General features: G+C 71.7%; 11 protein-coding genes and 2 tRNA genes. 8 read left to right on the forward strand and 5 right to left on the reverse strand.

What is annotated here, in order from left to right; genetic code table 11:
• Positions 1 to 484: 484 nt before the first annotated feature.
• The 3 genes from glgP (at position 485) to VI078_09310 (ending at position 3,404) form a co-directional block, all read left to right on the forward strand.
• A complete protein-coding gene (gene glgP, locus VI078_09300; protein HEY5999477.1) occupies positions 485 to 2,200 on the forward strand; it encodes an alpha-glucan family phosphorylase in 1,716 nt (571 codons plus the stop codon).
• Positions 2,201 to 2,214: 14 nt separating this feature from the next.
• Complete coding sequence (proC, locus tag VI078_09305) at positions 2,215 to 3,015, forward strand: pyrroline-5-carboxylate reductase (GenBank protein HEY5999478.1); 801 nt, start codon at positions 2,215 to 2,217, stop codon at positions 3,013 to 3,015.
• Between the two features lie 71 nt (positions 3,016 to 3,086).
• Complete coding sequence (locus VI078_09310; protein ID HEY5999479.1) at positions 3,087 to 3,404, forward strand: DUF167 domain-containing protein; 318 nt, start codon at positions 3,087 to 3,089, stop codon at positions 3,402 to 3,404.
• On the opposite strand, the gene VI078_09315 is transcribed toward VI078_09310, so the two are convergent.
• Positions 3,390 to 5,051, reverse strand: a complete 1,662-nt coding sequence (locus VI078_09315) for a glycosyltransferase family 39 protein (GenBank protein ID HEY5999480.1) — start codon at positions 5,049 to 5,051, stop codon at positions 3,390 to 3,392. The two genes, VI078_09310 and VI078_09315, sit on opposite strands and share 15 nt — an antisense overlap.
• Positions 5,052 to 5,384: 333 nt before the next feature.
• Between VI078_09315 and rho the strand changes: the two genes are divergently transcribed.
• Together rho and VI078_09325 are read left to right on the forward strand one after the other, a co-directional pair.
• Entirely contained in the window at positions 5,385 to 6,635 is a 1,251-nt protein-coding gene (rho, locus tag VI078_09320; GenBank protein HEY5999481.1) for a transcription termination factor Rho, read from the forward strand.
• A gap of 47 nt (positions 6,636 to 6,682) precedes the next feature.
• Positions 6,683 to 7,480, forward strand: a complete 798-nt coding sequence (locus VI078_09325) for a nitrilase-related carbon-nitrogen hydrolase (GenBank protein ID HEY5999482.1) — start codon at positions 6,683 to 6,685, stop codon at positions 7,478 to 7,480.
• On the opposite strand, the gene VI078_09330 is transcribed toward VI078_09325, so the two are convergent.
• The gene (locus VI078_09330; GenBank protein ID HEY5999483.1) at positions 7,477 to 9,030 is read right to left on the reverse strand and encodes an FAD-dependent oxidoreductase; all 1,554 of its coding nucleotides are present in this window, start codon (positions 9,028 to 9,030) and stop codon (positions 7,477 to 7,479) included. The genes VI078_09325 and VI078_09330 overlap by 4 nt on opposite strands.
• 158 nt (positions 9,031 to 9,188) lie before the next feature.
• The gene (locus tag VI078_09335) at positions 9,189 to 9,923 is read right to left on the reverse strand and encodes a molybdopterin-binding protein (GenBank protein HEY5999484.1); all 735 of its coding nucleotides are present in this window, start codon (positions 9,921 to 9,923) and stop codon (positions 9,189 to 9,191) included.
• Positions 9,924 to 9,980: 57 nt separating this feature from the next.
• On the opposite strand from VI078_09335, the gene VI078_09340 reads away from it, so the two are divergent.
• From VI078_09340 to VI078_09350, 3 genes are all read left to right on the forward strand, one after another.
• Complete coding sequence (locus VI078_09340) at positions 9,981 to 10,991, forward strand: glycoside hydrolase family 43 protein (protein ID HEY5999485.1); 1,011 nt, start codon at positions 9,981 to 9,983, stop codon at positions 10,989 to 10,991.
• A 62-nt stretch (positions 10,992 to 11,053) separates the two neighbouring features.
• Positions 11,054 to 11,128 (forward strand) — tRNA-Gly (locus VI078_09345).
• Positions 11,129 to 11,236: 108 nt separating this feature from the next.
• A complete protein-coding gene (locus tag VI078_09350) occupies positions 11,237 to 12,412 on the forward strand; it encodes a low temperature requirement protein A (GenBank protein ID HEY5999486.1) in 1,176 nt (391 codons plus the stop codon).
• Between the two features lie 22 nt (positions 12,413 to 12,434).
• Here VI078_09350 and VI078_09355 read toward each other — a convergent pair.
• Both VI078_09355 and VI078_09360 read right to left on the reverse strand, forming a co-directional pair.
• Positions 12,435 to 12,509, reverse strand: a tRNA-Cys gene (locus VI078_09355).
• 76 nt (positions 12,510 to 12,585) lie between these two features.
• Positions 12,586 to 13,044: hypothetical protein (locus tag VI078_09360; protein HEY5999487.1), on the reverse strand; the 459-nt coding region annotated here is incomplete at its 5' end.

Genomic DNA, 13,044 nt, shown 5'->3' on the forward strand with positions numbered 1-13,044 from the left:
CCACATGCGTCCGCCCGTCACCGCCCCGTCCCCGCTCAAGCCCAGGCCGACTTGCTGATCGCATTCATGATCGGCAGGCTGCCGAGAAGGGTCCAGATGCAAGGCGCCCGACGATCCGGCGAGTGAGGCGGGCTGGTGCCCGCCGCAGGGAGGATTTCGCCCACTCGACGGGCTCGCGGGCGCAAGGTGCGCACCGCCGCAGATGGGCCCTTCTCGGCGGCCTGCCCAGGGCCACGGCCCGGGGGCGCCTGTGAACGGTCATAATGCGCCGGCCGCATGCTGTGTTCGCTGAGTGTGGCCGGCGCATTGACAGTCGAGCAGCTGATGAGTGCTCTCGCGGACTGAGGGGCGCAGGGCGAGACGGAAGTGAACAGGCGCCCCCGGGCCGTGGCCCGACACGGTTCATGCGAGAGGCGCAAGGCAGCCGGCCGCGCCCTTTCGTGCTAGAATCACCGCACATTTCATCTCAGATTCGGAGGCACTGATGATCCGCAGGGAATCCGACCGGTCGATCGCCTATTTCACCATGGAGATCGGCCTGCGCAACGACATCCCGACCTTCAGCGGCGGCCTCGGCGTGCTCGCCGGCGACACCATCAAGTCCGCGGCGGACCTGGCGCTGCCGGTCGTCGTCGCCACGCTGCTCTCCCGCAAGGGATACTTCCGCCAGGAGATCGACGCCGAGGGGCGCCAGCACGAGCACCCCGTCACCTGGGACCCCGCCGCCGTGATGAAGCTGCAGAGCCCGCGCGTGCGCATCCAGATCGAGGGGCGCCCCGTCGCCATCCAGGCCTGGCGCTACGACGTCGCGAGCCTGGGCACGCCCGGCGTCGTCGTCCCGGTCTACTTCCTCGACACGGACGTCGCCGGCAACGACCCGCGCGACCGCGAGATCACCGACGCGCTCTACAGCGGGGACGCGCGCCACCGCCTCAAGCAGGAGTCGGTCCTCGGGATCGGGGGCGTGCGCATGCTCGAGGCCCTGGGCTACACCCGCCTGCGCAAGTACCACATGAACGAGGGGCACGCGAGCCTGCTCACGCTCGAGCTGCTGCGCCGCTCGCGCCGCAGCATCGAGGAGGTCTGGGACGAGAGCCTCGTCTACAACCGCGACGAGGTGCGCCAGCGCTGCGTCTTCACGACGCACACGCCCGTGGACGCCGGCCACGACCGCTTCCCGTGGGAGCTGGTGCGCGAGGTGCTCGAGGAGATCGTCCCGCTGCGGATGCTGCGCGATCTCGGCGGCGAGGACGAGCTGAACATGACGCGCCTGGCGCTGAACCTCTCGAACTACGTCAACGGCGTCGCCAAGAAGCACGGCGCGGTCTCGCAGGGGATGTTCCCGGGGTACGAGATCCACGCGATCACCAACGGCGTGCATTCCTACACCTGGACGTGCGAGGAGTTCAAGGCGCTCTACAACCGCTACCTCCCCGGGTGGGCCAACGAGCCGGAGCTGTTCGTGCGCGTCGGCGCCATTCCCGACGACCAGCTCTGGGAGGCGCACCAGGAGGCCAAGCGCCGGCTGCTCGACATCGTCGCCGAGCGCAGCGGCCGGCGCCTCTCGCCGGACATCCTGACGATCGGCTTCGCGCGCCGCGCGACCGCCTACAAGCGCGCCGACCTGCTCTTCTCGGACCTCGAGCGGCTGCGGCGGATCGCGCGGGGGCGCCTGCAGGTGATCTACGGCGGCAAGGCGCATCCGCACGACGAGGCGGGCAAGCGGCTGATCGAGAGCATCCACCGCTTCGCGCGCGAGCTGGGCGAGGAGATCCCGGTGGTCTACGTCGAGAACTACGACATGGACCTGGCGCTGCGCATGGTCTCGGGCGTCGATGTCTGGCTGAACACGCCGCTGCGGCCGCGCGAGGCGTCGGGCACTTCCGGGATGAAGGCGGCGCACAACGGCGTGCTGAACTTCTCCGTTCTCGACGGCTGGTGGATCGAGGGGCACATCGAGTGCTTCACGGGCTGGTCGATAGGGCCGGAGCCGACGGAGATCAGCTGCCTCGTCGAGAACGACGGCTGCCAGGACGCGGACAGCCTCTACGAGAAGCTCGAGGACTACGTGATCCCGCTGTACTACCGCGAGCGCCACACGTGGGTGCGGATGATGCAGAACGCGATCGGCAAGAACGCGTACTTCTTCAACACGCACAGAATGATGCGCCGCTACGTCACGGAAGCCTACATCAGGTAGGGGAGGGCAATGCGATGGCAGCCATGGGGTTCATCGGGGCGGGGAACATGGGCGAGGCCCTCATCCGGGGGCTCATCGGCGGGCGGGTCGTCCGTCCGGCCGACCTCTGGGTGAGCGAGCCGGACGCGGCGCGCCGGGCGCGCCTGGTCAAGGGCTACCGCGTGCGCGCCGCCGCCGGCAACGCCGACCTCGCGCGCCGCTGCGGCGTGATCGTCCTGGCGGTCAAGCCGCAGCTGGTGCCGGCCGTGCTCGCGGAGATCGCGCCGTTCGTCGGCCGCGGCAAGCTCGTGGTCTCGATCGCGGCGGGCGTCACCCTGGCGACGCTCGAGAAGGCGCTCAAGGCGCGGCTGGTGCGGACGATGCCCAACACGCCGGCGCTCGTCGGCGAGGGCGCGACGGCCATCGCCTGGGGGCGCGGCGCTTCGGCCGCGGACAAGAAGCTCGTGCGGAAGCTCTTCGGGGCGGTCGGCACGACGGTCGAAGTCGGCGAGGGGCTGATGGACGCCGTGACCGGCCTCTCGGGCAGCGGCCCGGCCTTCGTCTTCACGGTGATCCAGGCGCTCGCCGACGGTGGGGTGCAGGCCGGGCTGCCGCGGGCGATCGCCCGCGAGCTGGCCGCGCAGACGGTGCTCGGTGCGGCCCAGATGGTTCTGGCGACCGGCCAGCACCCGCACCAGCTGCGCGACCAGGTCGCGTCGCCGGGCGGGACGACGATCCGCGGCATCGCGGAGCTGGAAGAGCGCGGCGTCCCCGGCGCGTTCATGGCGGCCGTGCGCGCGGCGGCGGCCCGCTCGAAGGAATTGTCGGGACAATAACGGGAAAGAAAGGGGACAGTCCCCATTTACGCTTCCTCGTAAATGGGGACTGTCCCCTTTTTCGGGGCGCGATGGGTGACCTGAGAATTTCGGCTGTCCCCGGCGGCATCCTCCTCGACGTGCACCTGCGCCCGCGCGCCTCGCGCGCCGGCGTCGGCGGCGTGCGCGACGGCGCCCTCGAGCTGCGCGTCTGCGCCCCGCCCGTCGAGGGCGAGGCCAACGCGGCGGCGCGCGAGCTGCTCGCCGATCTCCTCGGCGTCTCCCGCTCGCGGGTTGTCCTGCACGGCGGCGAGAAGTCCCGCCGCAAGGTCTTCCGAGTCGACGGCCTCGACCCGGCCGAGGCGTTGCGGCGGCTGGCGGCGGCGGGCGCCGATCTAGGGGGAGGCTGAGGCCCCGGTCCCGGCCAGGCGGCGCGACACCTCCTGCAGCAGCGCCCCGATCTCCCGGTCCGCCGGGTACCGCGCCGCCCCTTCGCGCAGCAGCGCCTCCGAGCGCCGCAGCTCCCCGCGCCCGGCGTAGATGCCGCCGAGCCTGGCGTACAGCCGCGGCACCGCGGGCAGGTCCCCGGGGCGCACGCGCAGCGCCTTCTCGTACTCGGCGAACGCGCGCTCGAACTCGCCCCGGTCCCAGTACCGGTTGCCCTGGTTGCTGTAGTCGATGAAGAAGCTGACCTCGTCCAGCGGCGGCACCGGCGCGTACACGAACCACCCGAGCGCCGCCGCGAGCGCGCCGAGCGCGGCCAGGGCGCCAGTGCGGCGCCGGCGCGCCCACTCGACCGCGCGCGCCAGCGCCAGGGCGCCCAGCAGCGACAGCGGCACGATCAGCGGCAGCCGGTAGCGGCCGTAGACCAGGATAGCGCTCGTCCCGGCCGTGAACAGGGCCGTGAAGGCGACCGGGAACGCCAGCGCCCGGCTCCCCGCCGCGAGCGCGAGGCCCGTCAGTCCCAGCGCGGAGACGAGGCCGAAGCCCCAGGGGAGCAGTCGCAGCGGCCGGTGGCGCTCCTCGTAGAACTCGAACGTCCGCGTGTCGGTGATCTCGGCCGCGCCGACCGTCCAGCGGAAGCGGCGCCAGAAGCGCCTCGCCGCCAGCGCGGGCTGCGCGGCGATGTCCCGGAGGCCCTCGCGGAGCCAGAACGCCGACACCTCCGACGGCCTGAGGCGGCGGCCCGTCCGGCGCTCGGCCTCCGCCGCGAAGCCGCGCTCCTCGCTCACCGCGTTGGAGACAGCGAACGGCGGCACCGTGTACGCGCCCGTGAGGTTGCCCTCGCCGTTGCCCATGTAGAACGTGTTCCCGCCAGTGGAGCACACGAGCAGGAAGCTGCGGTCCTGGAGCCAGTTGTGCGCGGTCGCGGGCGCCAGCGCGAGCGCGAACCCGAGGGTGAAGAACGCCGCCGAGCGCGCCGCCGGCCGTCCCGCCCCGCGGGCGTTGACGGCGAGGTGGGCCCAGACGGCCGGCGCGGCGACGAGCAGCAGCGTGTGCGCGAGCGAGGCGGCGCCTCCGGAGAGCCCCGCGAGCAGCCAGCGTCCCGGCGTCCCGCGCTCGCTGGCGCGTCCCACCTGGTGGAAAGTCAGCGCCGTCAGGAAGAGGACGAGGGAGGTCTTCTCCGCGAACAGCTCGTAGGAGACAGGCGCGGCGCAGAACCCGACCAGCGCCGCCGCCGCGACGGCGGCGCCCCGGCCGACCCACCGCCGCGCCGCCAGGAACACGAGGGCGACGGTCCCCACCCCCAGCAGGACGTTGAGGGACCGCGCGAGCGCGAGCCCGTCGCCGGCGATGCGGTAGAGAAGCGCCAGGACGTAGGCGTACAGCGGCGTCGTGAAGAACGAGGCGCCGCGCGCCCAGTGGCCCTGGGCGATCGCCGTCGCCCACGCGTGGTAGTAGGCCTCGTCCCCCTGGCGGAACTGCACGTAGGGGTCGCCGGAGCCGGCGACGAACGCGCCCAGCCGCACCGCCGCGGCCGCGACGACGACCGCCGCCGCCAGCGTCCCGGGGGAGGCCGTCGGCCAGGGGCGCGCGCTCGGCGGCGATGGCTCCATCACGCCGGCATCGATAGCGCATCGCGGCCGCGGACGCAAGCCTCGCGCGCGCCGCCGACGCCGCCGGGCGGGTCGCCGAAAAAGTCACTTGACAGGTCCGCGCCGTGCCCGTATACATACCTTCGAACCGACACCACGATCCAGCGGACACAACCCCCGAGGAACACCTGCATGAGGTAAACCCGCAAGACGGCGCGCCACACGGACGGCGCGAAAGGATCACCCCACCAAAGACACCGGCGCCTGGCGCCGAACAGCCAGAGAGATCACCCGTATTCGCACCACCGGCGCCCTGCCTCCCGCGCGGGACGCGGGGCATCCGAGGAGGAAACCATGAACATTGTGGAACTGAAGGAAAAATCGATCGCTCATCTCAACGAGATCGCCAAGCAGCTGAACGTCGAGGGCGCGGCCTCGCTCAAGAAGCAGCAGCTGATCTTCGAGATCCTCAAGGCGCAGATCGAGATCGACGGCAACGTCTACGGCGAGGGCGTGCTCGAGTGCCTGCCGGACGGCTTCGGCTTCCTGCGGGCGCCGGACTACAACTACCTGCCCGGCCCGGACGACATCTACGTCTCGCCGTCGCAGATCCGCCGCTTCAACCTGCGCACCGGGGACACGATCAGCGGCCAGATCCGCCCGCCGAAGGAGGGCGAGCGCTACTTCGCCCTGATCAAGGTCGAGACGGTCAACTTCGAGGACCCCGAGATCGCCAAGGACAAGATCCTCTTCGACAACCTCACGCCGCTGTACGCCCACGAGAAGCTCAAGCTCGAGTACAACCCCAAGGACTATTCGACGCGCATCATGGACCTGCTCTCGCCCATCGGGAAGGGCCAGCGCGGCCTGATCGTCGCGGCGCCGCGCACCGGCAAGACCATGCTCCTGCAGTCGATCGCGAAGGCGATCGTCACGAACCACCCCGAGGTCTGGCTGATCGTGCTGCTCATCGACGAGCGCCCCGAGGAGGTCACGGACATGCAGCGCTCGATCCCGCGCGCCGAGGTCATCTCCTCGACCTTCGACGAGCCGCCGACGCGCCACGTGCAGGTCGCCGAGATGGTCATCGAGAAGGCGCGCCGCCTCGTCGAGCACCGCCGCGACGTGGTGATCCTGCTCGACTCGATCACCCGCCTGGCGCGCGCCTACAACGCCGTGACGCCCGCCTCCGGCAAGGTGCTCTCCGGCGGCGTCGACGCCAACGCGCTGCAGAAGCCCAAGCGCTTCTTCGGGGCGGCGCGCAACATCGAGGAGGGCGGCTCGCTGACGATCGTCGCCACCTCGCTCATCGACACCGGCAGCCGCATGGACGACGTCATCTTCGAGGAGTTCAAGGGCACCGGCAACATGGAGATCCACCTCGACCGCCGGCTCGTCGACAAGCGCATCTTCCCCGCGATGGACATCAACAAGTCCGGCACCCGCAAGGAGGAGCTGCTGCTGCCCGAGGACACGCTCAACAAGATCTGGGTGCTGCGCAAGGTCCTCAACCCGCTGAACGTCGTCGACTCGATGGAGTTCCTCCTCGAGAAGTTCAAGGAGACCAAGACCAACGAGGACTTCCTCAAGGCGATGAACAAGTAGCCGCGGCGGGGCTTTCCCGCAGCGGCGCGCGGGGGTAGACTCGCGCCGTGCGCAAGATCAAGCTCGCGATCGTCCAGCCCGCCCTCGCCGAGGGCGAGTGCGCCGCCAACTGGCGCGCGGCGCGGGCGGCGCTCGAGCGCGCCGGCGCCACCGGCGCCGACCTCGTCGTCCTCCCCGAGATGTGGCTCACCGGGTACGCGTACCGGCGCCTGCCCGAGCTGGCGGAGCGCACGCCCGAGTCGCTCGGGCGCGTCGGCGCCCTGGCGAAGAAGTACGGCTACTTCGTCGTCGGCTCCTGGGCCGAGCGGGACGGGGCCGGCCGCCTCGCCAACACCGCCTGCATCGTCGGGCCGGACGGCAGGGTCTGCGCCCGCTACCGCAAGGTGCACCTGTTCGGGCCGATGAGGGAGGACCGGCACTTCGTCGCCGGGCGCGCCGCCTGCGTCGCGGAGCTGGAGATCGGCGTCGTCGGCCTCGCGCTCTGCTACGACCTGCGCTTCCCGGAGCAGGCGCGCAAGATGGCGCTGCGCGGCGCCGAGCTGCTGGTCTACCCGTCGCAGTGGCCCGAGGTGCGGCTCGGGCACTTCCACACGCTGCTGGCGGCGCGCGCGATCGAGAACCAGCTCTTCACGGTGGGGGTCAACCGCGCCGGCCGCAGCGTGTCCGTACAGTTCGGCGGCGGCTCCGCCGTCGTCGGGCCGCGCGGGGAGGTGCTGGCGCAGCTGGGGCCCGAGGAGGGCTTCGCGGAGGTCGAGATCGACCTCGACGAGATCGCGGCGACGCGCGAGCAGATCACGTACCTCGCCGACCGCGCGAGAGAGGTCGACGAGTTCCTGTACCGCTAGCCCTTCGCCAGCGTCTCCTTGGCCCGCGTGGCCGCCTCGAGGCCCTCGACGAGCGCGGACTCGAACGCCGGCAGCCCCTGGTTGTCCGAGTGCGCGAAGTGCAGCCGGCCCATGGAGCGCTTGACGATCTCCGACTTCTCCGTGTACCAGCCCGGCTTGCCGTGGCAGAGCGCGTGGCCCCAGCGCGTGAGGCGCACGTCGACGATCTTCTTGCGCGCCCCGGGGAGCAGCTTCTCGAGGCCGGCGATCGTCCCCTCCTTGAAGCTCGCGAACGAGCCGTCCTTCAGCGGCGACTCGTGGTCGTAGGCGGTCGGCCAGTAGACCGAGAGCACCTGCTGCTTCGTCGGCGCCCGCTTGCTCGCGCCCGTGCGGCTGACCCAGTCGGCGACGATGAAGTCCGTGAACGGCGCCGCGTTCGTCCAGGTGTCGTACGAGGCCTCCACGATCGGCTCCGAGCACAGCGCGTTGGCCACGACGTAGGTGCCGTAGGTCAGCTCGCGGATCGCCGCCTCCTGGTCCTTCGGGATGCCCTTGACGATGTGGCGCGCGAGGAACTTCGGGCAGGCCATGATCACCGTCTTCGCTTCGACCAGGTGCGCCTTGCCCTCGGCGTCGAGGTACGTCACGGCGACGTCGCGCTCGCGCGGCTCCACGAACACCGCCGTCGCGGGCTTGACGATGCGGCCGCGCCCCGCCTTCTCCACCGCATCGTGCAGCATCTCGGCAGCCAGGGCGTTGCCGCCGGGGAAGGTGTAGCGCGGCATGAACTCGCTCGCCCAGAAGTTCAGGCCGGCGTAGGCGGAGAGGTACTCGGAGGACGGGGCGCCAAGCGCCGAGCGGCTGTAGAGGTCGACGAAGATCTTCACCGCCGGGTGGAAGCCGCGCTCCTTGAGCAGCCAGTCGGCCCAGGTCATGCGGTCGAGCTTGCGCGCCTCGGCCGTGCCGTCGCCGATCGGCATGTTCGGGTAGTCGTCGCTCTCGAGCAGCTTCTCCATCTCCTTGCGCATCCGGGCGAAGTCCTTGCGCGCCGCGTCGGGGAAGGGCAGCTTGCCGGCGCCGCCGCCGAAGGTGTCGAGCACGTACTTGCCGTCGATGAGCGCGCTGTCGGATGGCTCCTCGATCTTCTTGAAGGGGAACTTCAGCTCCTCGTAGAAGGCGTCCAGCGGCGGCTCGGGCTCGACGAAGTAGGCCGCGCACTCCGAGTACCAGACGTCCTTCCAGCGCCCGCGCGCCGCGTGGCCGCCGGTGCTCTTGAGGTGCTCGAGCAGCACGAGGTCCGTGTCGCGCAGGCGGTACGCCGCGGCCAGCCCGGAGAGCCCGCCGCCGACGATGCAGACCTGCGCCGAGCGTCCCGAGGAGGGCGGGGGGACCGTGCCGCCGTCGCGGACCGTGTCGTGGCAGTACCCCGGCTCGGCGCCGCCCCAGGCCCCGGCGGGCGTGCCGAGATCCGGCGACGCGAATGCGATGCGGGGCAGCAGTCCGTTGAGGCCGAGGTACCCTGCGGTCCCGGCCGCGCCGATGAGGAACTCACGCCGCGTAAGCTTCGCCACCGTCCCCCTCCTTGCCCCGTGGGGCCTGCCTGGTCCGGGGACAGACCCTGCCGGGCCGGCGCGCCCATCCCGCGCGCATGCCTCGGGTCCGTCCCATCATTGTCCCATCCCATGCCCCCCGCGGGAGCGGGGCCGCTTCGGTTCCGCGCGCGGCGTCCTCAGGCGGCCGGCTGCCCCGGCAGCCGCTCCGCGAGCCACGCCGCCGCGGCGTCCAGCTTCGCCGCGTCGTGCGCCTTGAGCACGATCTCGACCCAGTGGCGGTGCGCGTCGCTCTTGGGGTACGAGCCGATGGCCACGCCCGGCGCCCGCTCCGCCAACTCCTCGAGCAGCGTCGCGATCTCCGACTCCCAGCGGTTCGTGAAGAGCGTGCGCCGCTGCGCCGGCGGCCGGCGGAAGCGGTCGGCCACCAGCGGGAACATGTCGTGGAGCATCTCGGGCACGCCCGGCAGGACGACGAACGGGCCGATCGTGAAGCCCGGGGCGCGGCCGATGCGGTTGGGGATCAGGCCGCACCCCTGCGGCAGCTCGGCGAGGCGGCGCTGGATGGGCGTGATCGCGCGGCCGATCTCCGCCTCGAGGTGCGCGACCACGTCCGCGCGCACTTCCAGCGGCACGCCTGCGGCGCGCGCCACCGCCTGCCGCGTCACGTCGTCGAGCGTCGTGCCGATGCCGCCGGTGACGAAGATCGGCGCGTAGCGCTCCGCCGTGCGGCGCAGGTGTTCGGCCAGCAGCACCTCGTCGTCGGGGAGCGTCAGCGCGATGCCGACCTCCACGCCGATGCGCGCCAGCTCCCGGGCCAGCCAGATGCCGTTGTGGTCCTCGACGTCGCCGGAGAGCACCTCGTTGCCGACGACGACGATGGCGGCCTGCGGCGTGTCCCGTTCCTGAGTCATGGGCGCATGGTAGGGGAGCGCGGGGCAGGAGTAAAGGGCGCGGCGCTATACTGCCTCATGCGCGAAGCGCTGGTCGGGTCGCTGGCGGCCGCCGGGCTGCTGCTCGGCGCGCGGAGTGCGATCGGTGCGGGGCCGGAGGCGGGCCGGACGTACGCCAACCCGGTCCTCGTCGACACGCACGCCATCCGGCGGGCGGGCCCCGCGCCGTACCACGGCACGCTCGGCATCGGCGATCCGGCGGTGATCCGCCACGACGGCCGGTACTACCTCTACCCGACCGGGGACAACGCCAGCTACGACGTCTACCTCTCGGACGACCTGGTGCACTGGACGAAGGGACCGAAGGTCTTCCGGAGCGGCGAGCGGGGCGTATGGGCGCCGGACGTCTTCTTCGACCAGCGCGACCGGACGTTCTACCTGTACTACACGGTCGACCGCAGGATCGGCGTGGCGGCCTCGGACCGCCCGGACGGGACGTTCGCCGACCGCGGGAGCCTCGTCGCCGCCGCGATCGACGCGCACCTGTTCCGGGACGACGACGGCGCCCTCTACCTCTACTACGCCCGCTACCCGGACTTCGCGATCTTCGTCCAGGCCATGCGCTCGCCGCTGGCGAAGAAGGACGAGCCGCCCGTGGAGCTGCTGGCGCCGACCGAGGCCTGGGAGCGGCGCGACGTGCCGGTGACCGAGGCCCCGTGGGTGCTCAAGCGCGCGGGGACCTATTACCTGCTCTACTCGGCGGGCAGCGCCGACTCCGAGCACTACGCGATCGGGTACGCGACGGCCAAGGACGCGCGCGGCCCCTTCACGAAGCACCGCGGCAACCCGATCGTCCGCGAGGGCGGCGGGATCTTCGGGCCCGGGCACGTCGCCGTCGTCGCGGACGGGGCCGGGGACCTCTGGCTGGTCTACCACCAGCAGAAGGACGCGACACGCGGGTGGAACCGGATCATCTGCATCGACCGGCTCCGGTTCGACGCGGACGGGACCCTGCGCGCGACGCCCACGCGGGGGACGCCGCTGCCGGCGCCTGCGGCCCTTGCGCGGACCGGCCGCGCGGCACCTTGACGTCCACGGCGTTGCGTGGCATATTCCCCCGCGCCTCCCGACCACGGGGAGGAGATTCGAATGCGGGAGTAACTCAGTGGTAGAGTGCAACCTTGCCAAGGTTGAAGTCGCGGGTTCAAATCCCGTCTCCCGCTCCAGCACCACCGCCACGTCCGCAGGCTGCCGGCGTTTGACTTCGCGGCGCCCCGACCCAAGATTCCCTTCGAGGCCGCAATCCGCACAGCCATTCGCGACGGGAGGGAAGGGTGCCCAGGCCGCGCCTGTTCAAGCCGCCGGCGCTGCAGTCCGGCTCGGAGCGGGAGCGGCACGCCACCTGGCTGGAACTCTTCTATGACCTGATCTTCGTGGGCGCGGTGGCCCAGCTCGCCGCGACCTTCTACGGCAGCTACGACTTCGGCGGGCTCGCCCGCTTCGCCTTCCTCAGCCTGCCCGTCTGGTGGGCCTGGGCCGGCCACACCTTCTACCTGACGCGCTTCGACACGGACGACGCCGGGCACCGGCTCCTGACCATGGCCCAGATGATCGCCGTGGCCGCCATGGCCAGCAATGTCGCCGGGGCCTTCGGTCCCAGCTCCGGCGCATTCGCCCTCTCGTACGCGGCGGTCCGCGCGGTGCTGGTGGCCCAGTATCTGCGGGCCGGCCACCACCTGCCGGAAGCCCGCCCGCTGACCAGGCGCTACTCGCGGGGGTTCGGCGCCGCGGCGCTCATCTGGGCGCTGTCGGTGCTGTTCCCGCCGCAGGCGCGCCCACTCGTCTGGGCGGCGGCCATCGCCGTCGACTTCCTCACGCCCATCACCGCGGGCACCATCCACTCGCGCTTTCCGCCGCACCAGATGCACCTGCCCGAGCGCTTCGGGCTCTTCACCATCATCGTGCTCGGCGAGGCGGTGGTCGGCGTGGTGTCCGGCGAGGGCACGGGCGGGCTCGCTCTGGTGCCGGCGCTGGCGGGGGTCATGGGGCTGGTCATCGCCTTCGCCCTCTGGTGGGGGTACTTCGAGGGCGTCGGAGGGGCCTCGATCCGGGTGGTGCGCACGTTCGAGCACGTGCCGCGCTACCAGCTCTGGCTCTACGCCCACCTGCCGCTGATCATGGGGATCACGGCGACCGCCGTGGGCGTCCGGCACGTGATCGGCCTGCCGCCGTTCCAGCCCCTGCCCGCCGCGGCGGGCTGGATCCTCTCCGGCGCGGTCGGCGCAAGCTGCCTCGCCCTCGCCGCCATCCTGCTCGCCTCCTATCCGGCCGGCCGGTACCGGGAGCTGCGCGGCCGCCTCGCGGCCTACCTGGTGATCGCGATCCTCGGCATCGGGACCGGATTCATCGGCGGGCGCGTTCCGGGCGTCGCGGTGCTCGCGATACTCATGGCGCTGAGCGTGGCGCAGATCGCCTTCTCGCTGCAGGGTCTTCCGGCGGCGGAGCAGTGAGGTGTCCGGGGACTGATCCGGCTGGAGGCGGCGATCGGAGTCGAACCGATGAATGGAGGATTTGCAGTCCTCTGCCTTACCACTTGGCTACGCCGCCGTAAGGCTCAATTCACGTCGCCAGACTCTATCCGCGCCGCGTGGGGCTGTCAAGTTTTGCGGGGATGGAGGGGCTTTCAGCCCGCGATCTCCTTCTCGAAGGCCTCCGTGCGGCGCGCCGCTTCGGCGTGCGGCGGGTCGTCCGCGAACAGGTCGAAGAGCCTCTCGCGCTGCGTCTCCAGGCGGGCGGCCGCGGCGCGCCGCAGCGCCTCCGCCTCCGGCCAGTTGCCCTCGCGCGCGGCTTCCCAGATCGCCCGCGCCTCCGGGAGCAGCTTCTTCATCAGCCACGTGCCGGCCGCCGCGCGCAGGGCCAGCGCGATGCGGTCGCGCCGCGCGATGAGGTGCTCGAATAGCCCGCCGCCGCCCGCGTCGGCCAGCGCGTCCCGCAGCGCCCGCGCGGTCATCTCGGCCTTGGTGCCGCAGGTGCGCAGCACGAGGGCCTCCCAGCGCCCGCCGCCGCGGCGCTCCTCCGCCAGTTCGCCCAGCTCGTGCGCGACCGCCGCCTCCAGCAGCACGCCCGCGAGCGCGCCGAGCAG

The sequence above is a fragment of the bacterium genome, from assembly GCA_036524115.1.
Classification (GTDB): Bacteria; JAUVQV01; JAUVQV01; order JAUVQV01; family DATDCY01; genus DATDCY01.

Coding starts and splice junctions, on each gene's coding strand:
- rho (HEY5999481.1), top strand. CDS start 5,385: ATGAACATTGTGGAACTGAAGGAAAAATCGATCGCTCATCTCAACGAG.
- proC (HEY5999478.1), top strand. CDS start 2,215: ATGGCAGCCATGGGGTTCATCGGGGCGGGGAACATGGGCGAGGCCCTC.
- glgP (HEY5999477.1), top strand. CDS start 485: ATGATCCGCAGGGAATCCGACCGGTCGATCGCCTATTTCACCATGGAG.
- VI078_09335 (HEY5999484.1), bottom strand. CDS start 9,923: ATGACTCAGGAACGGGACACGCCGCAGGCCGCCATCGTCGTCGTCGGC.
- VI078_09340 (HEY5999485.1), top strand. CDS start 9,981: ATGCGCGAAGCGCTGGTCGGGTCGCTGGCGGCCGCCGGGCTGCTGCTC.
- VI078_09310 (HEY5999479.1), top strand. CDS start 3,087: ATGGGTGACCTGAGAATTTCGGCTGTCCCCGGCGGCATCCTCCTCGAC.
- VI078_09315 (HEY5999480.1), bottom strand. CDS start 5,051: ATGGAGCCATCGCCGCCGAGCGCGCGCCCCTGGCCGACGGCCTCCCCC.